We start from the raw sequence: 24,452 nt of genomic DNA on the forward strand, positions 1-24,452 counted from the left end.
TCTCACCCTGCCCGGTCAGTCATCCTTGCCGCCGGAACTGCCGTCTCCGCCCTTCACCTCGGGGAAGTTGCGGAACGACATGCCGCCGGCCGAGCCGAGGTTCTTCAGAGGCAGGCCGATCTCTTCCATCAGCCCGTCGACGAACGCGACCTGGGTGCGGTATTTCATGGCGGAGTTCACCACCGAATCCGACACGCTGCCGCCCCCGCCGGTGCCATCGCCGCCGCCCGAGCCGCCACCGCGCATCTCGGACGGGCTGTTGAGGCCCGGCAGGCCGTCGACCTGAAGGATCTTGATCGACTCGATGTTCTCCATCGGCTTGACCTGCTCGCGAATGATTTCGGGCAGGCGGTTGACCACGGCCTCGAGGATGGCGCTGCGCCGCGCCTCGTCGTTGCGCATGTTCTCGGCCTCGTTGAGCTTGCGATTGCCCTCGGCATCGACGCCATAGCGGAACTCGGCGGCACGCGCCTCGGCCATGTCGCCCTCGGCGCGCTGTTCGCTGGCGCTCTTCTCGGCCTCGGCCTGCTTGACCAGCCTGATGGTCTCGCGCTGCGCGCGGGCCTCGGCGTCGATGACCTCGATCGTCTTGGCACGGTTGGCCTTCTCGGCGGCGCGGGCCGACTCGATCTGCTCTTCGGTCTGGGCGAGGATCTTTTGCGCCTCCGCCTCGCTGGTCCGGGCCACGGCCTCGTCGATGGCCTTGTTGACCACGGCGATCAGTCGCTCTTTCTCGGCGATGTCGATTTCCATCTGCCGCTCGATATCGAACCGTTCGATATAGCGCCGCGCGGCCACCCGCAGTTCTTCGACTTCGCGGTCGGCGACGATGCGGGCATCCTCGATCTCGCGGAAGCTGGCGGTCTCGGCCAGCTTGATCTTGTGCTCACGCTGGATTTCGCGGGCACGGATCTGTTCCTCGGTCTCGACCCGGTTGCTTTCCACGGCCAGCTTGCGGGCCAGTATCGCGCGTTCCTGCTCGGTTTCCGATTCCGCGACCGAGACGCTGATTTCCTTCTCCCGAGTCACATCGGCCAGCTCGATGAATTTCTCGGTGTTGATCCGGGCGTTCTCGATTTCCTGTTGCGACAGGTAATGTGCATGCTGGATCTCGGCGTTGCTCTTGGCCTCGTAGGTTTCAAGCTCCAGCCGCGATTTGATCTGCGCCTCGCGCACCTCCTGTTCGCGCTCGATACGCTCTGACTCTACCTGCCGGCGGGTCTGGATGCGCTCGGTCTCGAGGCGGGATTTCGCGGTGATATCGGCCAGCTCGGTGTCGCGCAGTCGCTCGATCTCGTAGGACCGGATTTCGTTTTCGCTACGAATACGTTCCTCGTCGATGGCCCGCGACTTGGCGATCTTGACGCGCTCGGATTCCTCTTCCGTCCTGGTGCGGGCCTGGGTGATGGCGATCTGCGAAGTGGAGCGTTCGGCCTCGATCGCCGCGGCCTGCTGAGATTTGCGAGTCTCGATGTCGCGGCTCTGATCGAGCCGGACATATTCGAGATCGCGGTCGATCTCGATCACCCGTTGTTCGGCTTCGAAATCGCGGGTCTTGATCTGCACCTTGGTTTCGTTCTCGATCTGATTGCGCAGCTTGCGGCGCTCTTCGGTTTCCCGCACGATCAGGGTCAAACCTTCGGAGTCGAAGAAGTTCGACGGGTCGAAGACCGAGATATCCGCCTGGTTGAGCGAGGTGAGCGACGCGGTTTCAAGCTCCAGCCCGTTCTTTTCGAGAACCCCTTCCAGCAGCTGTGTCACCTGCCGGATGAAGCCTGCACGATCCTGGTGGATCTCGTCCATCGTCATCGACGCGGCGACGGTCGACATCGCATCGACCAGCCGGCCCTGGATCACCTCCTTCAGGGCCATCGCATCCTGCGTGCGCGCGCCAAGGGTGCGCGCGGCGGCCGAAACGCCCTCTTCCGTCGCCACCACCCGCACGAAGAACTCGGTCGTGATGTCGATCCGCATCTTGTTCTTGGTGATCAGCGATTGCTCGCCCTGCCGCCGGATCTCGATCGGGATGGCGTTCATGTTCACCACGGTGATGTCGTGAACGATCGGGATCACCAGCGCCCCGCCGCCCATCACGACCCGCTCGCCGCCCGAACCGGTTCGGACGAAACTCTGGTCTTTCGAGGAATGGCGATAGAGCCAGTGCAGCAGGTAGACCCCCACTGCGATCAGGATCGTGATCAGGATGACGATTGCGATGATATCGGCACCGGTCATGACATGTTTCCTTCCTTAACGCCGGGGGGCGGTCAGTAGCGGTCCTGGCCGGCGACGGCCACGACGATGAGAGACGGGATGATGAGGTTGACGATGTCGAACACGCTGTAGAGCACGATCACACCGCCCGATTGTCCGACGCCGATCACGACGTCGACGAAATGCAGGATCGGATAGGCGGCCCAGCCCACGGTCATCAGCAGCCGGATCCAGAAATAGCCGATGCGGACGGGGCGCGAGGATTTGCGCACCGCCTCGGACATGGCGCCGAAATACATCTCGCCCAGGATGTAGAGCCAGAAGGCGATCGACAGCAGCGCGCCCAAGGTCGGGTTGAAGAAGCTGGCATCCCCCAGCCAGCGGCCGAAGACCATCAGAAGCGCCGCCCCGGTGATGCGCCAGAACACGCCGACCGGCACGGGGCCTTGGGTGCGGGCGAAGAAATAGACCGCCGCCACCTGTAGCGGATGCACCGTGTACCACGCCGAGAAGCGCACGCCGGCACTGGCCTCGCCGCCCGAGAACCAGAAGCCCGCCGCTCCGGCATAATAAAGCGCCGTGGCAAGGCAGGCCGTGCCGACCAAGCCCTCGGGCACCCGCCAGCGTTCGTTTGACCAGCTGAGACCCACGTAACAGATCATCGCCGAGGCCAGGCTCATCAGGGCAAGCCCGGTCAGGGCGCTGGCGACCACGTCGGCGGAGGTATAGAGAGTAGTGAACATTGCGTTTCCTCAGACGGTGGCCCGGATATGCGGTGAGCGCCCGTAAAGAGCGACCATCGGCAGGATCAGCAGACCGAAGATGAACTGTTGCCATTCGTACTGGAGCCCGATGCCCTGCAGGAACGAGGTCAGCACCTGCAGCACGAGGACACCGATCACGGTGAAGCCATAACCGCCGTTGCCGCCCAGCAGCGAGGTGCCCCCGATGACGACAGCGGCCAGCGTGGTGAAAAGATAGGGGTCGCCCACCCCGATGAACGCCCCGCCGGACCAGCCCAGCAGAAGCGAGCCGGTCAGCGCCGCGAAGACGCCCGAGATCGTGTAGCAGCCGACCCAGTACTTGAACTCGCTCACGCCGATCAGGCTGGCCGAGCGGCGGTTGCCGCCGAGGGCATAGAGGTTACGGCCCCAGGCCGTGGTTCTCAGCCCGATGATCATGAGAATGGCGATGATGATCCAGATGGCGATGGTGGGCGGGAAGTTCATGCCGATGAACTTTCCGTTCATCGCCGCCAGGTTCGACAGCCATTTCGGCACCGTCCCGAACACGTTCCCGGCGAATTGCGAGCCGATAGAAGTCATGATCTGGGTGAAGCCTGCAAGCGCAAAGCCCGACCCAAGCGTCACGATCAGTGCCTGCCCCTGCAAACGGAAGCTCATGATGCCATTGAGAAGCCCGACGATGCCGCCCAGCACGAGTATGAAGCCGAAGGCCACGAAGGACGGCACGCCGAGCGTGATCAGGAACAGAAGCGCGATGTTGGACGACCCGATCACGAAGGGAATCGACAGGTCGAGCCCGCCCAGAAGCGCCACCATCGTCTGCCCGACGCTTGCGATGCCGAGAAAGGCCGCGAACAGCAGGATCGCCTTGATGTTTGGCCCCGAGAGGAACCCCTCGATCGAGAAGGACGAGATCACGATCAGCGCGAAGAGTACGATCAGCCCGATGAAGGCGCTGCGGCCCGAGGCGAACTGGCCCGAGACCTTGAAGGCGAATAGCAGGATCAGCTCGAGGACGAGGAAGCCGATCAGGTTCTTGATCGACCGGAACTCCGGGATGGCCGCCGTCAGCAGCAGGTAGAGCACCAGCAGCCCGGCCATCGCGATGATCAGCACGCGGTTGTTGCGCCAGAGCTTGCGCGCGCGGCCGCTGCGGTCTTCCTGCTCTTCCTCGGTTTCCTCTGCGCGGGCCGCGGCATTGGCCTCAAAGGCGGCCACGATATAGTTGAGCAGCAGGAAGAGAACCGTCGCCGTCAGGATGGTGAAAAGTATCACCCGCTGGGCCGAGACCTCCTGCGCGAACCCCACGCCCAGGCCGATCGCCGCCACGACCAGCGACAGGCCGATATTCAGCCAGATCAGCGCGAAGGACTTCGGCATAGGCAGCACGGAGACGCGGCCCCTGGTATCGGAACGCCCGGTCATTTCGGCACCCCGAAAAGGCTGCTGTCAGGCTGGACAATAATTGCCACGAATAGCGCGATCAGCATTACCGCCACGAAGAGGTAAAGGAACGGGCCCATCCTGCGGGCGCCGGATTCCGCGTCGACCAGCCTTGCCGCAAGGACGATGGCGATGGCGCCCAGCCCGGCGATCAGGGCGAAGGCCTGAACCGCCGAGATCTGGAACCCGTCTGTGGCCACGCGCGCCGGCTCGATCAGGAAATACCGCTCGGAGGTCGCCGCCTCGACGGCGACCGGCGCGACCTCGGCATAGGTGTCGAAGGTGCCGACCTGCATCATGATGCTGAGGACGATGACGCCCAGCACGAGGAACGCGCTCCAGGGGGAGATGAAGCTGACATAGCGCGCGATCACGGGCACCAGCAGCGTCAGAAGCAGGGAAAGGACAAGGATGATTCCGTAGACCATCTGCGTCATGAACGCCTGGATCGCGCCGAAGTTGAAGGTGGCCAGCACGTACCCGATCAGCCACAGGCTGACTGCGCCCAGAAGGGCCCCGGTCACCCCGCCGCGCCCGCCCGACAAAGCCACGCCGCCCAGCACCAGCGCGGTAATCGCCGTCAGCGTCATGTTCTGGCCTTGGGTCGGGTCGCCGGAAGAGATCAGCGCGGTGTAACAGATCGCACCCAGCCCGACATAGACGCCGGCGATCAGGTGCGCCCCGATGCGTACGACGTCGGTGCGTATGCCCGAGGTCCATGCGGCACGCTCGTCATAGCCCATCATCTTGAGGTTGGTGTAGAAGGTCGATGCGGTGAACAGGTACCAGCTCAGCGTGGCGACCACGAGGATCACCAGAACCGGCGAAAAGATCGTCGTACCCGCGCCCCACCCCATCATGAATTCAGGCGCAACACCGCCCGGACGCGGCAGGATCACGAGGTTGATGCCGGTGAGCGCCAGGAACCCGGACAGCGCCACGATGATCGGCTGCACCCGCACCCAGATCACGATCAGCGCAAACAGAAGCTGGTAGAGCATGCCCAGCCCGATCGCCACGATGAAGGTCGCGATCGGGCTGGCCAGGATACCGGCCGTGCTGAGCTTGACGAGGACAACGTTGATGAAGGCCAGAAGCGGCCCGACGGCCAGGTCGACCGTGCCGCGCCCGGCCACCGCCAGCACCATCAGCGCATAGGTCGCAAGGATCACCGGCGCCGCCACGATGACGGCGCTGCCGATACCCGATTCCGTGATCAGGTTCGGCCCGCGGATGACCGCTGTTCCCAGCAGGGCGGCCATCAGCACGATGGGCACCAGCAGGTAGGCGTTTGCGGATGAGGCGCGGGATGCCATGCGTGTCGTCGTCTTTCTTCAGGTGAAGCCGGTCAGAGATCGATCACGCGGCGGTCGCTCTTGGCTTCGGACGAGCGGCTGCGCGAGCCCCCGTCAGAGCCGCGGGACGACCAGTCGCGCGAGGATTTGCCCCGGCGTTCGGGGTCGTTCTGCACGATCTTCTTGAGCACCGGCGTGATCACTTCCTTGAACTTTTCGGGGTCTTCCGAAGTCGGGAAGTGGCCGCCGCCGAAGATGATGCACTCGCTGTTCTTGACCTTCTCGGCGGTACGCTGGGTCATCTCGGGGGTGCAGGCGAAATCGTATTCCCCGGTCAGGAAGTAGATCGGCACCTTGCCGGAAATCTTGTGCACCTTGTCGCGGTAGTCGCTGTCGACGGAGTAGTAGAACAGGTCGCCCTTGAAGATGCCGGGGCCCCCTTGAGCGTAATACCACCATGTCTCCCAGCGGTATTCATCCGGGCTGTCGGGTGCCATCAGGCCGAACACGGCCGTGGCACAGGCCTCGCCGCCGTGAATGGCGGGGTGATGCAGCGGGTCGATCCACCAGCCCGGCGAGTGGTCGCAGCCTTCCAGCGCGATCAGGGCGGAATATTCGTTCTCGTAGCGCAGTGCCAGTTCGAGGCAGATGTTGCCGCCCATCGACTGGCCCATGATCACCGGCTTGTGCAGTTCCAGCGCGCGGCAGAATTCGAGGATGAACTCGGAATAGAAGCTGGTGGTCAGCTTGTACTCGTCCTCCATCAGTTGGAAGCCTTCCGGCGGAATCGACTTGCCGTGCCATGGCAGGTCGAACGCGATCATCCGGAAGTTCGAATTCATGTCCGGGTCGCTGAGCTGATGGCGGTATTCGCGCCCGTCGGCACCGGCGGTGTGCAGGCAGACCATCGGAATGCCCTCGCCCGCTTCTTCGTAATAGGTCCGGTACGTCTTGCCCTGGCAGGTGATATAGACGTAGCGGCCGACGATCGGATCATGCTTGTTCATGGCTCGCTCTCCTTAAACTTCGCGCATCAGCGCCAGCATCCAGGTCAGCGCCCGCAGGTTCTGCCAAAAGGTCAGCTGGTTGCCTTCGATGTGAAGCTGCTTGTGCAGCGGGTGCGCCATCGCCCAGATGTCGTTGAACATCGGCGGCGGCATTTTCTGGCTGAACTTCGACCAGGCCGACGAAGGCGCGCGCAGCGCGAACTCGTAGCCCAGGTCGGAGGGTTCGAGCCCTTCGGAAATCTTCTCGACCTTGCCCTTCCGGATTTCCAGTAGGTAGTCGGTGTCGTCCACGCCCAGCACGAAACGGGCATTGAAGAACCGTCCGATCCGGGGCAGGACACGGTCCTCGTTCACAAGGCGCGCCCAGCGTTCGACCCATTCAAGGTCGAAGGCGTTTCTGCTGCCGAATTTGCTCATTGTACTCTCCTGTCTGTCAGGCCGCGGGCAGCGCCGCTTTGGCCGGGCCATAGGTTGCGGTGAAACTTGTCTGGTCGATCGTCACGGGCAGGATCGCCTGCGCGAAAGCGGGAAGGTCGGCATCGGGCGGCAGGTCGAGCGTCCGCGCCTTGAGCGCGTAGAGCGTGAAGATGTAGCGGTGCGCCCGGTCGGGCGGCCATGGTCCGCCATAGCCGCGCCCGAAGCCGGGGATGCCGAAGGTGACGAAATCGGGGTTCAGCTCCTGCGAGCCCGAGGGCATGGCCGACGTCATCGACGCGCCCTCCTTCAGGCTGCGCGCATCGCCGGGGATGTTGTAGACCAGCCAGTGCGCGAAGCTGCGCGGAAACTCGAACTCCGGCGGCAGGTCGGGATCGGTGATCGACAAGGCAAAGCTCTGTGTCCCCTCTGGCACCCCTTCCCATTCCAGCGCGGGCGAGCGCTTGTTGGTTTCGGAAAACCGGTCCGGAATGATGCTGCCCTGCGGGATATCGGGGGCCAGCAGCAGGAAACCCGATTGATTCATGGCAATCCTCCTGTTGATCTCGGGGCGCATGCGCACCGGGCGCGCGGCGGGGCGGCCGGCCTCGTGCCGTGGGCGCCATTCGACGACCTTGCGTTCCTCGTGGTGATCCTCGCCGGGCATCGCCGCATCAAGCTTGCGGCCGAAAGTGGCGTTCAGGATGACATGGGGGTCGAAGGGCGGCTCGAAGGTCGAGGAGATCACCCCGCCCCGGAACACCAGCACCCGGTTGCAGAGGTCGATGAATTCCTCAATCTCGGACGACAGGAACACCACCGCGTTGCCCCGCGCCGCAAAGGCCCGCAGGTTGCGATAGAGATCGAGCTTGGCGCCGACGTCGATGCCCCGCGCCGGATCGTTCAGCACCAGCACGCGCGGCCGCTCGGCAAAGGACCGCGCGATCAGGATCTTCTGCTGGTTGCCGCCCGAAAGCGAGGTGATCAGGTTGCCCGGGTCGCCCATCTTGGTGGCAAGGTTGCCGGTCTCGTGCTCGAAGATCGGGTCGAGCTTCTGCCGGTTGACGAAATTGAACGGCCCGCCGGCAGAATATTCCGGATAGATCGACAGGCACATGTTCTCGTAGATCGACAGGTTCGGGAAGATCCCTTCCTTCTTCCGGTCGCCCGAGACATAGGCGATGCCGTTATGCCGGGCGCTGTGCAGGTCGAAGATCGGTTCGGCAACCCCGTGATGCACGGTGTGGATCGACCCGCCCAGCGCGGGCTCGATCCCGGCGAGGGACTGCACGAAATCCGCCTGCCCCTGCCCGTCGAGACCGGTCACGCCGACCACCTCCCCCGGGTAGAGGTTGAAATCGAAGGCCGCGGTGTCGGGCCAGACCCGCATGTCGTTGGCGCGCAGCACCGGGCGGTCGGCCTGCTTCTCGACCGGCTTGCTGGTGGAATGCGCGCTTTCGCGTTCCGGTCCGGCGATCAAGTGCAGGATCTGTTCCTCGGTGATCTCTTCCTTGTTCAGCGTGCCCACCGACACGCCATCGCGCAGCACGGTGGCCCGGTCGGCGATCTGGACAAGCTCGGCGATCCGGTGCGTCACGATGAAGATGGCGCAGCCCTGCGCCGTAAGCTCGCGCATCTTCCGGAACAGCCGCTGTGTCGCCTCGAAATCGAGCGCCGCCGAGCTTTCGTCGAGGATCAGCACGCGCGGGTTGGTCAGCATTCCCCGGGCGATGGTGATCCACTGCTTGATCGACAGCGGCAGCTCGCCAACGATCGTCTCCGGGTCGAGATCGAAGCCCAGCAGCTCGCGCATGATCTTCTCGGCGCGGGCGTAACGCTCGTCATAGGGCTCCGCGGTCGAGAACAGCCCGTCGGCGCCCAGGAACAGGTTGTCGATGACCGAACATTCATCGGCAACAAGCACCTCCTGGTAGACGTTCGAGATGCCCAGCGCGCGGGATTCAGAGGGGTTCGTCGCCGATTTGCCGAAGATCGACACCTGCCCCTGATCGGGCACGAGCACGCCGGAGATCACCTTGGCCAGCGTCGACTTGCCAGAGCCGTTGCCGCCGATGATGGCGTGCACCTCTCCGGTGAAGGCGCGCAGGCTCACGCGATCAAGCGCCACGGTCGGACCGAAGGTCTTGCGCACGTCGATGATTTCGGCCGCTACGGTCGCCACGGCTAACTCCCCCTCGGGTCAGTATTCCACAAGAAACGGGATTTTCGGATAGTTTTGTTTGCAGCCCGGCCACCGCATCACGGTGGCCGGGCCTTCAAGCCTTACTGGGCGGCCGAATGCGACGCCGGATCATAGGCTTCCGGGTCGGCGGGACGCAGGAAGAAGTTGTCGAGGAAGTCCTTGCCGGCCCATTCCTCGATGCCCGGGTGGTACCAGCCTGCCGACTGCTCGGAGCAATCCTCGGGAATGGCTTCCATCATCTCTTCCTTGGTCATCTTGACGGGCGTCGTCAGGATCGACTGGATCTTCGGACCCTGCCCCTGAAGCGTGCGCATCATGATGTTCCAGATCATCTCGAAGTCGTCACCCGGGGGCCAGGCGTGGATCGCCGCCGACACGTAATCCGGGTTGTTCCGCCAGTAGCAGAGCGCGCCCATTTCCGAGCCGATGGTGATCGGAACCATCGGACGGCCGGATTGCTGCAGGGCCCGCAGTGCGCCGAGTTCGGAGGCCGATTGGATCAGGATGCCATCCAGCTTGCCGGGGTTGGTGGCCAGCCAGCGCTGAACCTCGGCCTGCGCGACCTGGTCGGTCCACATGCCGGCAATGGGGCCTTTGACCTCGATATCAGGGTATTCCGCCATCGCCGCCTCGATACCCACGTTCTGGCTATCGGAGGCGGACGCACCGGGGATACCCTCGACGTTCAGCACGCGGCCCTCGCCACCGATCTCCTCGGCCATCCACTCGCCCATCATGCGGCCACCCACGACGAAGTTCGCCGACGAGTTCACCGAATACGGGCTGGTCAGGTAGCCGATGCCCGAGAACACGGCCACGTCGTTGTTATAGGCATACTCGACCGAGGCATTGAGCGCGGTCGGGTTGGAACAGCACACCACGATGGCATCGACACCCTGGTCGACGAGCTGGCGGATCTGCTGGATCTGGGTGGCGTCGTTCAGGTTCGACTGGGTGATGATCACCTCGTCGATCATGCCGAGATCTTTCCACTTGGGAATGATCTCGTTCTGAAGCCGGTCCATCACGGCCGCGCGCCACGTGTTGCCGGCATAGGACGAGGCATAGCCGATCGTCCAGGGCGGCGGGTTCTTGGCGACGAAATCGCGATAGGCGCTGTCGCCGATGGGCTGGTTCGGGTCGAGCAGGTCAGGATTGTATAGCTTGTCCTGAATGTCCTGCGGCAACTCGTCTACGCCGGCCGAGGCGGCCGAAGCGACGGAGACCGCCGCGCATAGCGTAGCGGCGCGCAGCACGGCTGCGGTATTCGAAATTATGGCTTTCCTCCCTGGGTTCATAGCCTTTGCGGCTTCTCCTCTGGGGAAAGTGAACCATCATAGTGAAGCCAATAGAAATAAGAATATTACATAGGTGTCATACGGCAGCCCTATGGCTGTCATGGGAAGACCCGACCGCCGCGCCACGGCCAAAAGGGCCGGCCGCGAAGCGCCTGCTTAGACAAAAAGTCCGGGATTTCTTCAGGATTTCCTGCGATTGAGCCCCGGCACGGGCCCGTAGTGACGGAGTTCATCCGCGAATGCAAACCCCGGCGCGGGGAAGCTTATCGGGCCGTTGGGGCTGTCCACGGTCACACGTTGCAGGTGAGGATGGTCCGCCAGCCCCGCCATGTCATTGACAGAGGCGAAGGCAATCTGGCTGCGAGACAGGATATCAACTGCCTGTTCCGCACTGAACCGCGCAAAGGCGCGCGCCACGTGCGCATCGGTGTCCTCGCGATTTCGCACGCGTTGCACATTGGTGGCAAATCGCGGGTCGTCGCTCAGGTCCGGTGCGCCGATGAAATCGCGGCACAGGATCGCCCATTCCCGGTCGCTCTGGATCGAGATCAGGATCGGCGGGCCGCTGCCCGGCTGGAAGGCGCCGTAGGGTGATATCGACGGATGGGCCAACCCTGCGCGCCGCGGGCTGTTGCCCCCTTCATGGTTGAGCAGCGGCACTGACAGCCAATCGGCCATCACGCCGAACATCGACACGTTGATCTCGGCGCCCTGCCCTGTCCTGCCGCGGCGGATCAGGGCCTCGAGTATGGCGGCATGGGCGGTAGCGCCGCTTGCGATATCCACGATGGAAATGCCCACACGCGCCGGTTCGTTCGGCCCGCCGGTGATCGAGCACAGCCCCGATTCCGCCTGGATCAGCAGGTCATAGGCCTTCCGGTCGGCCATCGGGCCCGTCTCGCCATAGCCGCTGATCGAACAGAGGATGAGCTTCGGATAATCGGCGCGAAGCCGGGAGGGTTCAAAGCCCAGCCGACCCAATGACCCCGGCTTGAGGTTCTGGACAAGAACATCCGCCCCCGCCAGCAGCCTTTCCAGCCGTGCGCGGTCTTCCGTCTGCGCAAGGTCGAGCGTGAGGGACTCCTTGCCGCGGTTCAGCCAGACGAAATAGCTCGACTGGCCCTTCACCGCCTCATCGTACCCCCGCGCGAAATCGCCCTCGGGCCGCTCGACCTTGACGACATGCGCCCCAGCATCCGCCAGGCGGGACGTGGCGAAAGGCGCGGCGACGGCCTGTTCGATGGCGACAACCTCGATTCCCTCGAGCGGCAGCATCAGGCCGGCCCCGGCAGGCCGGGCACGTGGTCCGACAGGCAAGAGCGGCTCACATTGTCCCAGAACAGCACCACGCGGCCGTGCGGCGCTTCGCGGCACTCAGGCCGGGCCTGCACCCCCTGCCCGAGCATGGCGTCTCCGATATCTTCATATGTGTCAGCGAGATCTTGCATCGGAACAACTTGCGCAACGGTCGGGAACCCCGGCATCTAAGAAGATCACGCGTCATTCCGGAAATATCCGTTTCGAATGATCGCCATAGTTGAAATGTATGGCCTGCCGGATTGCCGAACACGGGCAATACCACGGCCCGCGCCCGGAGCCGCATGACCTTGAACCGCCCCGGCGGCGAAGATATGGTCCGCGACATTGGTGACGACTAGGCATCTGGTTCAATCCCGAAACCCCGCTGCACCTTTCCAGAAACGTCGGCATGCCCTGTGCCGATGTCCCGAGAAACAGCGTTGCCGATCGTCCAGAGCGTCATGTCCATTTCCTTCGATTCCCGCGCCCGTAGACCATCGGCCTGCACCCGAAGAGCCTTGCTTGCGGGCGCCGGGTGCGCCGTTCTGGCCGCCCCGGCGATCGCCCAGGCCACAGGAACGCTGAGTTTTTCCGGACCATGGGGCGAAACGGTACTCGGGCAGCCGGCACGCCGGGTGGTGTCTCTGGGCTACACGACACAGGATCCGCTGCTTGCGCTCGGCGTCGCACCGTTGGCCGTGCGCGAGTGGTTCGGGGGGCACCCCTATGCAGCGTGGCCCTGGGCCGAGGCGCATCTCGACGGCGCAGAGCCGGTCGTTCTGACCGGCGAGGTCTCGGCAGAACTGATCGCCGGCTTCAACCCGGACCTGATCATCGGCATCGGCTCGGGGATATCGCGCGCCGAGTACGAGCTTCTGTCGCAGATCGCCCCGGTGCTGATGCAGGGCCGGGACCAGCCGGCCTTCGGCAGCCCCTGGGACGCCGACACAAGGCGCATCGGCCGGGCGCTCGGGCGATCGGACAAGGCCGAGGGCCTTGTCGCCGCGGTCAGGGCCGAGTTTGCCGCCATGCGCCGCCGCCACCCGGACTGGCAGCGGGCCACGGCCGTCGCCGCCTGGCAGAATGGCGGTCAGACAGGGGCGTTCATGCCCGGAGACACGCGCGCCCGGTTCTTCGCCGAACTGGGCTTTTCCCTGCCGGAACGCTTGCGGAAACTGGCAGCGGTCGATGGCTTCTACACCACCCTCTCGCCGGAAGATCTGACGCCGCTCGAGGCTGACCTGCTGGTCTGGATATCCTCCTTCGGCGGTGCCGAGGATATCGCCACGCTGCCGATGCGCCGGACGCTTGATGCCCATCTGAAAGGCCGCGAGGTCTTTGCCGACGAGGTGACGGCCGGCGCCCTGTCCTTTGGCAGCGTCCTCTCGCTGCCTTTTGCCCTGAAAGCTTTGGAACCGGAGATCGTCGCCGCGCTTGACGGCAATCCGGAAACGGTCGTGCCCTCCGCCGCGGCCGCGGGGCTATTACCGTGAGGCGCGCCCTGCTTGTCGCCCTTCTGCTGGCCGCATCGGTTGCTCTCTCTCTTTCGACGGGCGTGCGGTCGATCACGCTGGCGGAGGCCCTGTCGGCCGTCACGGCCTATGACCTGCACGACCCCGCCCATGTCACGCTCATGGCCATCCGCCTGCCCCGGCTGGTGGCCGGGCTTGTGGCGGGGGCGGCGCTGGGGGTGGCCGGAACCGTGATGCAGACGCTCACCCGCAACCCGCTGGCCGATCCGGGTATTCTCGGCATCAACGCCGGGGCCGCCTTTGCGCTGCTGCTGGGTGCAGCGGTGCTCGGGCGCAGCGACCAGGGCGCCGTGGCCCTCTTCGCCTTTCCCGGCGCGGCGCTTGCGTCGCTGGCCGTCTTCTCGCTTGGCGGCGGGTTGCGGGGCGAGGCCGGGCCGGTTCGCCTGACGCTGGCGGGCGCGGCGCTGAACGCACTTCTGCTGTCCATGGTCACTGCGCTGGTGCTGATCCGGCAGGACTCGCTCGATATCCTGCGGTTCTGGGTCGCCGGGTCGCTGACGGAGGCCGTCTACCGGCCGGTGGCCGGGATGGCGCTGGTGATGCTGGCCGGCGCCGCGCTGGCCTTCCTGATCGCGCCGCTGATCGAGGCGCTTTCGATGGGGGCCAATGTGGCCCGCGGGCTGGGAACGCAGCCTGCGCGCGTGCAGGCCGGCGGGCTTGTGGCGGTGACGCTGACGACGGGCGCGGCGGTGGCGATTGCCGGGCCGATCGCGTTCCTGGGGCTGATGGCCCCGCACCTGGCGCGCGCCGCTGCCGGCGCCTCGATGCGCGCGCAGCTTCTGATATCGGCCGCGCTCGGCGCGATCATCCTGACGCTGGCGGACGTGGCCGGGCGGCTGGTGCTTGCGCCGGGCGAGGTGCGGGCAGGCATCATGGTGGCACTGCTGGGCGGGCCGCTCTTCATCTGGATCGCACGGCGGCTGCGCCCGGGAGCGATGTCATGAAGAGGGTGATACTGCTCGCCGGATTGCTCGGACTGGCGACCGTGGCGGCGCTGTTACATGGTCAGCTCGATGTCGGCCCGTCCGTTCTCTGGCAAGGCCTGGTGACCGGCGAAGGGCCCGGCGCGCTGATCCTCGACACGATCCGTGGGCCGCGCGTGGCCACGGCCCTTGGCGCAGGCGCCGTGCTGGGCCTCTCGGGCACGATCTTCCAGACGCTGTTCCGTAACCCATTGGCCGCGCCCGATCTTCTGGGGTTCAACGCGGGCGCCGGGCTTGCGATCATCGCAGGCATCGCGTTCGGCATCGCCCTGCCGGCGCCGGTGCTGGCGGCCGCGGGCGGCCTTGTCGTTGCTGTTCTCGTGGGCCTGCTGGCCTATCGCCGGGGCCACGGCACGCCGGCGCTGACGATCATCCTTGTCGGCCTTGGCACGGGCTTCACGGCGACCGCGCTGGCCACCTTCCTGATGACGCTGCTGCCCGGCACCGCCGCCGCCGAGGCCCAGCGCTGGCTGACCGGCTCGCTGGCGGCGCGGGACTGGGGCCATGCCGGGCAGGTCTGGGGCATCGGCGTTCCGTTGGCCTTGCTGGCCTTTGCACAGGCGCGGCATCTGATGGCGATGGAGCTGGGCGGAGAGCTGGCGTCCGGGCTGGGGGTGCGGGTCGAGCGTACACGCTGGCAGGTGTCGGCCACGGCGGTGCTTCTGGCGGCCGCCGGGGTGGCGGTGGCCGGCCCGGTGCCGTTTGTGGCCCTGATGGCGGGCCCGTTCGGCGCCCGGATGACCGGGGCGCGCGGCCCGGCCGGGCGGATGGCCGCCGGTGCCGCGGCCGGGGCGCTGATCGTGGTGCTGGCGGACCTGCTGGCAAGGGCCACGCTGCCCGGCCTGCAATTGCCCGTGGGCGTTGCCACGGGCCTGCTGGGCGCGCCCTACCTGTTGTGGCGGCTGTCGCGCGAAATGGACCGAGGAGATTTGTGATGCTGGAGGCCCGCGCCCTGACCCTGTCCTACGATGGCTGGCCGGTCATCGAGGGGCTCAACCTGTCGCTCCCGGGCGACAAGGTGACGGCCATCATCGGGCCCAACGGGTGTGGAAAATCCACGCTTCTCAAGGCTTTGGCGCGCGTTCTTCCGGCGCATAGCGGCACCGTCACGCTGGATGGAGAGGCGGTTTCGGCCCTCGCGCCCCGCGCGCTGGCGCGGCGGCTGGCGATCCTGCCGCAATCGCTGCATGCGCCCGAGGGCATCCGTGTGGCAGACCTCGTGCGGCGGGGCCGGCTGCCGTGGCGCGGGCTGCTCAGCCCGTGGCGCGAGGAGGATCGCGCGGCCTGTGCCCAAGCGATGGAGGCGGTCGGCATGACCGGGCTGGCCGACCGCGACCTTGGCGAGCTGTCCGGCGGACAGCGTCAACGGGCGTGGCTGGCGCTGGTGCTGGCACAGCAGTCGCCGTGGCTGTTGCTGGACGAGCCGACCACCTATCTCGACCTCACGCACCAGATGGAGGTGCTGGGCCTTCTGCGGCGGCTCAACCGGCGGTCGGGGACGGCGGTGGTCAGCGTGTTGCATGATCTCAACCTGGCGGCGCGCTACTCGGATCACCTTGTTTTACTGGCGAATGGCGGTGTAATCGCGGCCGGGGCGCCGGGCGAGGTGCTGACGCCGGACAACCTTTCATCGGCCTTCGGCCTGACGGCGAAGGTGATGCCAGACCCGGTGACCGGCACGCCGATGGTCGTGCCGCTCGACATGCCTGACAGGGAGGTTCCCGCGTGAACGACAGCCACCATAGCACCGCCCGCTTCGACGGTGCCCCGCCCGAGGATCTTTTGCGCCAGGCGGCCGGGTACCTGCGCGCCTACGATCTGCCGACAGACCTGGGAGAAACGGCGCTTTCTGCAACGTTTTCCGAGGCTTGGGTGACACTGGAACTTGACGGCGCGGGCTTCTCGCTCGACATCCGGGCGGGCAATTCCGCCCAGTTGCACCAGGCCCGCGAAGGGGTGCTGGTGGTGCTCGACCAGATCAGTCCGGAGACCTGTGCGGCGCTGGAGTGGCAGGGGGAGGTGGCGCGGAATGTGCGGCCGCCGAATTTTCACCTTGGCACGGTGCTGGACGTGCGGCGGGTGTCGGCGAATTTCCTAAGGGTGGCAATGCGTTGCGAGGGGATCTGCAACCTGCTGAGCGGGGGGATGCATTTCTCGTTGCTGCTGGCCCCGGGGCCGGTGCCGCGCTGGCCGGAAGTGAACGACAAGGGCCGGACGGTCTGGCCTGACGGGGCGGACAAACTGCACCGGGCGGCCTATACGTTCGTGGAGCTGAACCCCGAGGAGGGCTGGTTCACCTTTGATGTTTTCGAACATGAAGGCGGGCAGACGACGGGCTGGGCGAAGGCCGCGAAACCGGGCGATACGGTCGGCATCATGGGGCCGGGTGGAGGTGATTTTCCGCAGGCGGATCATATGGTTATGGGCGGAGATGAAACCGCCCTGCCCGCGATCCGGCGCATCCTGGAGCACGCGCCGACGGACCGCCGCGGCGAGGTTTTCGTCGAGACCGCGGACCCTGCCGACCGCTGCGATATGCCCCTGCCGGAGGGTATGCGCCTGACATGGCTGAGGCGGGGCGAGGATGAGCCGTTGCTTGAGCATATGCTGGCCGCAACGCTGCCCGGGCCGGGGGAAAGCCGGTTCGTGTGGCTGGCGGCGGAGGCGGGCATCGTCCGGGCCGCACGGCGCCACTTCCGCGAGGAGGCGGGGCTGGGCCGGGAGGAGATGTACCTTTCCGCCTATTGGACCGCCTGACCGCGATTCGAAGGTTAACGGCGTTGTTTTGAAGGGATTCCGACGTCGGTATCACGTCGGTATTACGTCGGTATCGCGTCGGTTTCCGGGTCTGTGGAGGCGTGGGTTAATGTGGCGGACCCGGCGCAACACGCGACATGTGGGGGGCGGCGCAACGGGCGGGGATGGCCCGGCTGCGGACCTCCCTGCGGTTCGATGGACATGCTCCTTCATCGCGACCGTGGCGGGGATAGGTCGGAGGCACGGGCGGTCGTTCGCTGGATGTGGAGTGAAGGTCGGTGCAGCGGACCTTCCGACCGTTCGCTTCGAAGTACCCAAGAGACGCTTGCGGCCCAGAGCCGACATTTGTCCGAGACGCAGCTGATGACCAGTCGCAGCCAAAAGCGGATGCGTGCCGAGCGAATAGTCATCTGAGCGTTTTCATTCTCATTCTATTCCAATATGTTGACTCGTGCCCCCATAGTCTCTGAGGCCAACTTGAACAGCAAATACGTTTTCTACATGGACGACTTCGGGACGCGAACGACTTGCACAGGCGCGACCGACGCTACTTCTCCAGCTCATGAATTGAGCTTTGCACTCGGGGGAGTCATCGTTGCGTCCGAAGACGTTGACGCCCTCTCCTCCAAAGTGGAGGCGTTTTGCAAGAAATGGGGAGTCCCCGCACTTCATGGTAACAAAATCCGGTCCGGCAAAGGGAAATTCGGCTTCCTCAAAAAGGATGCTGACCGAAAAGAAGCTTTCTTTGAGGAGTTAAATCAACTTGTCCTGGATGATCGGCTCATCGCCCACGCCTGCGTGATCTGTCGCCCTGGCTATCGGGATCGTTATATTGAGAAATATCCTGACGGCATTCGCTGGGCCATGAGCAAAACGGCTTTCGACATCTCTGTCGAACGAGCGGCGAAACTCGCAATGCAGGGCGGGCGGAAGCTGGACGTGGTCTATGAGCGCACTGGCAAGAAAGAGGATAGGTTGCTTGAGGACTACTTCGCAGACCTCAAGGTCGCAGGTATGGGTTTTTGTGCCGAGACTTCGAAGCAGTATGGGCCTTTGACCGGTGCGCAGTTCAAGGATCACCTCAACGTCATCTGGCCCGATGGCAAAGGAAATCCCTTACTTCAGCTGGCAGACCTGTTTGTTCATCCTGTCAGCCAAGTCACTTGCGGCAAGCAGAACCGTGCCTACGAGCAGCTGGTTGAACGAAAAATGCTGTTGGATTTCAAACACGATGACGATGCCGTAGGGGTGAAGTATTCCTGTTTCGATGGTGAATACGGACAGTGGGAAAAGCTCCAGACACACACAAGGGATCCCGAAGGATCCCCTGAGGCGGTCGGCGTATAGCCTGACCCCGTGGCAGTGCCATACTGCATGACATACACAGACCCTAAGCAAAGGCAAGAATTTTCTTGTCATCCTCAAAGCCAAGCAACGCCCTTCCCCGTAAGGCTCTTTTAACAATTACAGTAACTTGCTGGCCACAACACAAAGAATAAAGCCGAATTGCCGCATCTTCTTCCCAGCGGAACTTGCAAGGTCGCTACCTGCGCATCACGGCCACTCGACCGTCGCGCGGCGAAAGTCGGCAATCCGCCCATCGGACCGGATGCTGCGCATCTCACTGATCTCGCAGATGGGCTCACTGCGGAACTTCGCCGCGTCCTGGGGGAAGGCCGGTTTCGCGGGGCGAACCGGCTGTTCTTTTCCGCCGTTGAGGAGCCGCGCATCGTTGGGCCGTGGTGCGGCGAGCCGACGGGGGTGGCTGCCACTTCATGCCTGAGACGTGCCTCCAGCAATCGAGCGTGGCACTCCGGTTGCCAAATCGCCGTGCCGTCACGCCACAGGCGTGCCGTGAATGGCGGCGCACCTCCGGTGCGGCGGGACGGCCCAGCGATGCGCGGCGGGCTTCGCCCTGGATTCCGGGCTGGTGCTTCGTGGAAAGGTTTCAACACCAAAAAGGGCGCGGCCCTTTCAGGCAAGCCCCTTACCAGATGTGTTGAAGAAAATGCTTCGGTTGGCCACAAAGTGGCCAACCTTATCCTTAGAAACTTGACCTGAACGAATCCACGAATGGAGATATCAGGTGAAGTCCGTCTCGCAAAAATCTGCGACAGGCCCGAAACGGCGCCTTCCTCTCCCGTTTTTCGGAGTGGATGTGAACTTTTGCCGGAATGCGCAATGCGCCCATTTCGGTGTTCGCCCCGATCCCCGTGATGGCCGGGGCCTCAGGCTCTCGGCTGTGAATGCCAACTTTCCTCGCGGGAAAGTCGGAGGCACCGGCGACGACAAATACTTCGAATGCGGATATTGCGGCCAGGAGTCTGTCGTCAAAAACAACCGAGCTATCGTAGAAGAATACACACGCCTGCGGCGATTGCAATGCTTCCACGGTATGGGCAAGTCGTGCCCAAATGCTGATTGCCTTTCACACGGGAAAACGGTGGATAAAAGACCTGATCTCTACTGGAGGACGGGGCGGACCAAAGCTGGGCATCAGCGATACGCCTGTAAGAAATGTCGATCGACATTCACCATTGGCCATCCGGCCCGCAATCATCGACGCCAATCCAAGAACGGGCAGATCCTGAAACTGCTCGTTCACGGAACCTCCCTGTCGAAGATCACGGAGATCGCCGATGTCGCGCCGCGTGATGTCTATCGGAAGATCGACTTCATCTACGATCGGGTTCGAGAGTTCACCGATCGGCGGGAAGGCGATCTCCGCGATGTCGACTGGGTGAGATATGGCCGCCGCTTTGCGACGGACAGCCAGACGCTGACCCTCAACTGGCCCAACCGCAAGAAGCGTGCTTCCGTGTCCGTGCAGCACCTCTGCACCGCGCACGCGAACTCGGGCTTCATCGTCCTCGGGCATCTCCAGTTCGACCCTACGGGCGATATGAGACAGATCGAGGCCGACATGTCGGCCAATGGAGATCTGGCAAAGGACCGCTGCTGGCGGCACCACGGACGTCTCTGGACGGCCTCCGAGTTCAAGAAATATCTCGACGACATCACCGCAGGCGCCGAGATCGACCCCGAGATCCTCGCAGATGTCGATCTGGGTTTACAACTGCCGCATGTAGGCGGCCTCGTGCGCCAAGACATCCAGCAGTTTGCTCACGCGCTGATGCTCCGCCGAATGGTGTCGAGATCCGAAAGCCGCTTCTTTTTCGTTCAGGACGGCGACGCCGGCCTCAGCAAGGCTTTTCTCGCAGCCTTCGCGCCGGAGGTCGCGGTGGGTCGGGTGGATGTGGCAACAGTGTCCTTCGCCAAATACGAGTTCAACGACGCACGCGAGGCTCTCTATGCCCAAGGGCGCCGAGACTTGCGGAATGATCTCAACCTGACCGCACATCAGCTCAACAGCCTGCCGGAGTTCGTGCTGAACGAGGAAATCGACAGGGAGATCGTCAAGCGTCTCGCCGGCAGGCCTATCGGCTCTCCCTTCGATTGGCCGTATCACACGAAGTCCGAACCTTCCCGGGCCGTTGATCTCAAGACGGACCGACCCGAGCTCTCAACAGAGCGATGCGCGAGATTGATGCGTCTCGCCACGCTGCGGAGCGTGGACAGCTATTTCCACAAGATTCGCAGCAATGTGCGGCCAGCATCCCGGCCAGTCTCGACGCCAAGCGCGAATGGCCGAACCTGGGATCGGCACTTCCTCTACAAGCCGGAGATGCTGGTCAAGATCATCGAGATCTACCGCTTTCACCACAACTGGATGGGATCACGGGACACAAAACGAACCCCGGCGATGAAACTCGGCCTCGCTAAGGGCAAAGTCTACGAGCGGGATCTCTTCGGAGAATGAATAAAAAGCGCGCTGCCATTGGCAGCGCGCAATCTTCCACACATACGGTAAGGGGCTTGCCTTTCAGGCCGCGCCCCCGTTTTCCGTCGCATGGACCCCCTCAGAACCGCGAGGTGACCGAAAAGTTCACTTCGCGCCCCGAGCCGTAGGAGCAGACATAGACCGTCTGGCAGCCGGTGACGTAGCGCTCGTCGGCGACGTTGGTGACCGAGAGGTTGGCCTCGAGCCCGTTCTGGAAGGCGTAGCTGGCGTAGAGGTCGTAAATGGTCGAGTCGGGTACTTTCAGCGTGTTGGCCGCGTCGGCGAAGCTTTCGCCGCGGTGGCGGATGCCGGCCCCCAGTTCCAGCCCGCGCAGCGCGCCGGAGAAGGCGTAGGTGCCCAGGAGCGACAGCTCGGTTTCCGGGATGAGCGTGGGCGTCGTGCCGATCAGGGCGGCGTTGCTGTCGCGGCGGACTTCGGCGTCGAGGAAGGTGGCCGAGGCCTGCAGGTAGAGACCGTTGCCGAAATCGTACTCGCCTTCCAGTTCGACCCCGCGGGAGCGGACCTCGCCCAGCTGGCTGAAGTTCGGGAAGGCGCCGACGACGACGTTCTCGCGGTTGATCTCGAAGGCCGCGCCGGTGAGGGAGAAGCGGCCGCCCTCGGGCGCCCATTTGAAGCCCACTTCGACCTGGTCGCCGGTTTCGGGCTTGGTGACGCCGTTGGCCGGTGAGGTGATCAGCGGGTTGAAGAAGCTCGAATAGGAGACGTAGGGCGTGAAGCCCGCGGCCGTTTCATAGGCGAGCGCGGCGCGCCAGGAGGTTTCGCTGTCGTCGCGGCTGAAGGCGCCGGTGCCGTCCTGGCTGGTCTTGACGAAATCGTGCCGCAGGTTGGCGGTGGCGATCCAGCCGCTGCCCCAGCGCATCTGGTCCTGGAAATAGAGGCCGACTTGGCGCTGCTTGGTGGTGGCGTCCTGGTAGGGCGCGCCGATCACCGGGGTGCCCGGCGGGCGGGGGCCGACGACCTGGTTGGTGCCGAAGCCCGAGGCCTGCATCTCGTCGATCTCGTAATAGCGCGCGTCGAGGCCGAAGAGCAGGTCGTGCTCGACCGGCCCGGTCGAGACGGTGCCGTAGTAGCGCAGGTCGGTCTGGGCGGTGGCGACCTGGGTGTCATGCTCGAAGGCGATCAGGCTGAGGGTGCCCTGGGCGTCGCCCGGGCCGGGGGCGTAGCCGGCATAGCCGAAGGGGTAGTAATAGCGCTCGTGCACGTCGGCATAGCCCAGCCGGCCGATGCCGGTGAAGGTGAAGCCGTTCGCCAGCTCGCGCTCGACGATGGCCGAGACCGAGGCCTGGCGGCGTTCGTAGCTGTCCCAGTTGGGGTCGGAGAAGTTGGCGTCGGGGTCGATATAGCCGAACTGGGGCGTCGGCGTGACGGTGCCCTGGTAGGGCAGGAAGCTGCTGCCGTTGTGCTTCTCGTCGGCGATGTGGATGTTGGCCAGCAGCGTGACCTCGGTGCCGCCGTCGGTGGTGAACTTGTAGGAGGGCGCGAAGGTGCCGCGCAGGCCCTCGTTGAGGGCGTCGTACTTGTCGCCGCCTTCGAGCCGGCCGGTGAGGCGGTAGGCGCGGTCCTCGCCGATGTCGTTGCCGTAGTCGAATTCGAGATAGGCGCCGGTGGCGTCGTTGAGGCCGAAGGTCAGCTCGCGGATGCGGCCGCCGGGGCGCTTGGAGACGTAGTTGACGATGCCGCCCGGGTTCGAGCCGCCGTAGAGCGCCGAGGAGGGCCCGCGCAGCACCTCGATCCGCTCGATCGTGTAGGGGTCGATGAAGAAGGAGCCGAAGGCGAAGGAGAGGTTCTGGGCGTTGTCGAGGTAGATGCCGGTCTGGTCGGCCTGGAAGCCGCGGATGCGGAGCCAGTCGTAATCGTCGTCATCGCCGAACACGTCCGAGGTGACGCCGGCGGTGTAGCGCAGCGCCTCGCTGACGCGGTTGGCGCCGAAGCGTTCGATCTTCTCGCGGCCGAGCACCGAGACGGATTGCGGCACTTCGCTGACGGTGACGGGCGCCTTGGTGCCGGTCACGGTGGGCGGGTTCATGTCGGCGCCGACGGGTCCGGTGGCGTCTTCCTGGTTTTGCAGGGTGAGCGTGCCGAGGTCGAAATTCTCGTCTTCGGCCTGGGCATAGGCGGCGGTGGCTGCGGAGAGCAGCAGAAGCCCGGCGGCGCCCAGTCGCGCGGCGCCAAGGGCTTGGGTTTTGCGTGTGGCCATGTCGGCGTCCCTCTGAATGATATCACGGCTGGCCGCGGTGGCGCCGGGTGGGGCACCGGGCGTCGCTGGCAGCTTGCGTCAGGGTACCTGATAAAAACTATCGGGTTGGGTTGTCTTGAACAATCGGACCATCGCCGCCGGCGGCGTGGCCTTGCGCCCAGCGCGCCGGGGCAAGGCCGGTTTCGGCGCGGAAGCTGCGGGAGAAATGGGCCTGGTCGGCGAAGCCCGTGACCTGGGCCACCTCGGCGCAGGGGAGGCCGTGCACGAGAAGCCGCTTCGCATAGCCCAGCTTGATGCCCAGCACCCATTGATAGGGCGACTGGCCGGTTTCCCGGCGGAAGGTGCGGTTGAAATGGGTGCGCGAGAGGCCGGAGGCCCGGGCGAGGTCGTCGATGACGATGCGTTGGGCCATGCGCTCGAAGACATGGGAGCGGAGCCGGTCGAGCCAGCCGTTGCCGGCGCCGCCATCCGGGCGGCCGGCGCGGTCGAGGTGGAAGATCTCGGTCACCGCCGCGCGGGCGAGCGCCTCGCCCCGGGCAGGCGACTGGCGGGCGGCGGCGCATGCGTCGCGCAGCATGCCGGCCAGCAGGGCGAGCGGGCCGAGATCGGGCAGGATCACCGGGCGGTCGAGGGCCGTGCCCGGTTCGACCAGTTCCCGCAGGCGGTTGAGGGGCAGGTGGATGTCGACATGGCAGAGCTCGCCCGGCTCCTCGATGGTGCCCCAGACCTCGAGCCCGGCGGGGATGTAGCACCCCGCCGCCGGTTCGGGCGTGGCGCCGCGGGCGCGGGAGAGCGACAGGCGGCGGTCGTCGAGGATCAGCACGAAGCGCGGATGCAGCGAGGCGTAGCGCCCGCCCGCGCTGGCGCTGCCCTTGACGCGCCAGTAGTCGACGACCATTCGGTCGAGCGCGAGGCTGCGCAGCTCTGCGAGGGGCTGGAAGCCCTGCACGGCCGCATACATCCTTGGGTGAAAGGTCATGAACTCCGCCTCTGCGTCTGGTGGCTGGGCGGGGTCGCTGGCTGAGGCTGGTTGTATCCTTTCGCAAAGGGGAGTCAACCGGAGCGGGGCCCCTGCCCTGCCCGTATCGAGGGGCCGATCGTTCAAGCGCCGGGGATTGCCCAAAGTGGCGGCAGCGATTATCACGCGCAGCAGCCAGTCGGTCCGGCGCCCGGCCGGGGACCAGCCAAACCACGACCCTTCC

At 64.8% G+C, this 24,452-nt stretch carries 19 protein-coding genes; 7 read left to right on the forward strand and 12 right to left on the reverse strand.

Annotated features, from left to right (window positions below; translation table 11 throughout):
- Positions 1-15 precede the first annotated feature (15 nt).
- The 10 genes from RIdsm_RS17750 to RIdsm_RS30205 form a co-directional block, all read right to left on the reverse strand.
- Entirely contained in the window at positions 16-2,235 is a 2,220-nt protein-coding gene (locus tag RIdsm_RS17750) for a flotillin family protein (protein ID WP_057816959.1), read from the reverse strand.
- Positions 2,236-2,267: 32 nt separating this feature from the next.
- Positions 2,268-2,957 carry a bacteriorhodopsin gene (locus RIdsm_RS17755; protein WP_057816960.1) on the reverse strand — a complete coding sequence of 230 codons (690 nt, stop codon included), beginning with the start codon at positions 2,955-2,957 and terminating at the stop codon, positions 2,268-2,270.
- Positions 2,958-2,966: 9 nt separating this feature from the next.
- Positions 2,967-4,385, reverse strand: coding sequence for an ABC transporter permease (locus RIdsm_RS17760; protein ID WP_074940418.1), 1,419 nt, complete (start codon positions 4,383-4,385; stop codon positions 2,967-2,969).
- Positions 4,382-5,719, reverse strand: a complete 1,338-nt coding sequence (locus RIdsm_RS17765; protein WP_074940415.1) for an ABC transporter permease — start codon at positions 5,717-5,719, stop codon at positions 4,382-4,384. Before RIdsm_RS17765 ends, RIdsm_RS17760 begins: the two co-directional genes overlap by 4 nt.
- Positions 5,720-5,751: 32 nt before the next feature.
- Complete coding sequence (locus tag RIdsm_RS17770; protein ID WP_057816961.1) at positions 5,752-6,705, reverse strand: alpha/beta fold hydrolase; 954 nt, start codon at positions 6,703-6,705, stop codon at positions 5,752-5,754.
- A gap of 12 nt (positions 6,706-6,717) precedes the next feature.
- The gene (locus RIdsm_RS17775; RefSeq protein WP_057816962.1) at positions 6,718-7,122 is read right to left on the reverse strand and encodes a hypothetical protein; all 405 of its coding nucleotides are present in this window, start codon (positions 7,120-7,122) and stop codon (positions 6,718-6,720) included.
- 16 nt (positions 7,123-7,138) lie between these two features.
- Positions 7,139-9,301 (reverse strand): YbhB/YbcL family Raf kinase inhibitor-like protein, encoded by a 2,163-nt coding sequence (locus RIdsm_RS17780; RefSeq protein ID WP_057816963.1) that lies wholly within the window; start codon positions 9,299-9,301, stop codon positions 7,139-7,141.
- Positions 9,302-9,402: 101 nt separating this feature from the next.
- A complete protein-coding gene (locus tag RIdsm_RS17785) occupies positions 9,403-10,578 on the reverse strand; it encodes an ABC transporter substrate-binding protein (protein WP_236553260.1) in 1,176 nt (391 codons plus the stop codon).
- A gap of 222 nt (positions 10,579-10,800) precedes the next feature.
- Positions 10,801-11,895: a CaiB/BaiF CoA transferase family protein gene (locus RIdsm_RS17790; protein WP_057816965.1), complete on the reverse strand. Its 1,095-nt coding sequence runs from the start codon at positions 11,893-11,895 to the stop codon at positions 10,801-10,803.
- Entirely contained in the window at positions 11,895-12,068 is a 174-nt protein-coding gene (locus tag RIdsm_RS30205; RefSeq protein ID WP_160325856.1) for a hypothetical protein, read from the reverse strand. The genes RIdsm_RS17790 and RIdsm_RS30205 overlap by 1 nt, the downstream gene beginning before the upstream one ends.
- 312 nt (positions 12,069-12,380) lie before the next feature.
- Between RIdsm_RS30205 and RIdsm_RS17795 the strand changes: the two genes are divergently transcribed.
- The 7 genes from RIdsm_RS17795 (at position 12,381) to RIdsm_RS17825 (ending at position 21,011) form a co-directional block, all read left to right on the forward strand.
- The gene (locus RIdsm_RS17795) at positions 12,381-13,412 is read left to right on the forward strand and encodes an ABC transporter substrate-binding protein (protein WP_057816976.1); all 1,032 of its coding nucleotides are present in this window, start codon (positions 12,381-12,383) and stop codon (positions 13,410-13,412) included.
- On the forward strand, positions 13,409-14,395 hold the full coding sequence (locus tag RIdsm_RS17800) for a FecCD family ABC transporter permease (RefSeq protein WP_057816966.1): 987 nt from the start codon (positions 13,409-13,411) through the stop codon (positions 14,393-14,395). The genes RIdsm_RS17795 and RIdsm_RS17800 overlap by 4 nt, the downstream gene beginning before the upstream one ends.
- Positions 14,392-15,369, forward strand: a complete 978-nt coding sequence (locus RIdsm_RS17805; protein WP_074940409.1) for a FecCD family ABC transporter permease — start codon at positions 14,392-14,394, stop codon at positions 15,367-15,369. Before RIdsm_RS17800 ends, RIdsm_RS17805 begins: the two co-directional genes overlap by 4 nt.
- Complete coding sequence (locus tag RIdsm_RS17810; RefSeq protein WP_057816968.1) at positions 15,369-16,163, forward strand: ABC transporter ATP-binding protein; 795 nt, start codon at positions 15,369-15,371, stop codon at positions 16,161-16,163. The genes RIdsm_RS17805 and RIdsm_RS17810 overlap by 1 nt, the downstream gene beginning before the upstream one ends.
- Positions 16,160-17,191 carry a siderophore-interacting protein gene (locus tag RIdsm_RS17815; RefSeq protein ID WP_057816969.1) on the forward strand — a complete coding sequence of 344 codons (1,032 nt, stop codon included), beginning with the start codon at positions 16,160-16,162 and terminating at the stop codon, positions 17,189-17,191. Before RIdsm_RS17810 ends, RIdsm_RS17815 begins: the two co-directional genes overlap by 4 nt.
- A 501-nt stretch (positions 17,192-17,692) precedes the next feature.
- Positions 17,693-18,538: a DUF3800 domain-containing protein gene (locus RIdsm_RS17820; protein WP_057816977.1), complete on the forward strand. Its 846-nt coding sequence runs from the start codon at positions 17,693-17,695 to the stop codon at positions 18,536-18,538.
- A gap of 739 nt (positions 18,539-19,277) precedes the next feature.
- Positions 19,278-21,011: an IS1 family transposase gene (locus RIdsm_RS17825; protein WP_143100418.1), complete on the forward strand. Its 1,734-nt coding sequence runs from the start codon at positions 19,278-19,280 to the stop codon at positions 21,009-21,011.
- 100 nt (positions 21,012-21,111) lie between these two features.
- Here RIdsm_RS17825 and RIdsm_RS17830 read toward each other — a convergent pair whose 3' ends face one another.
- Both RIdsm_RS17830 and RIdsm_RS17835 read right to left on the reverse strand, forming a co-directional pair.
- Positions 21,112-23,250 carry a TonB-dependent siderophore receptor gene (locus RIdsm_RS17830; protein WP_082647505.1) on the reverse strand — a complete coding sequence of 713 codons (2,139 nt, stop codon included), beginning with the start codon at positions 23,248-23,250 and terminating at the stop codon, positions 21,112-21,114.
- 97 nt (positions 23,251-23,347) lie between these two features.
- On the reverse strand, positions 23,348-24,229 hold the full coding sequence (locus tag RIdsm_RS17835; RefSeq protein ID WP_074940776.1) for a helix-turn-helix domain-containing protein: 882 nt from the start codon (positions 24,227-24,229) through the stop codon (positions 23,348-23,350).
- Positions 24,230-24,452: the final 223 nt, after the last annotated feature.

This window comes from Roseovarius indicus (assembly GCF_008728195.1).
GTDB lineage: Bacteria > Pseudomonadota > Alphaproteobacteria > Rhodobacterales > Rhodobacteraceae > Roseovarius > Roseovarius indicus.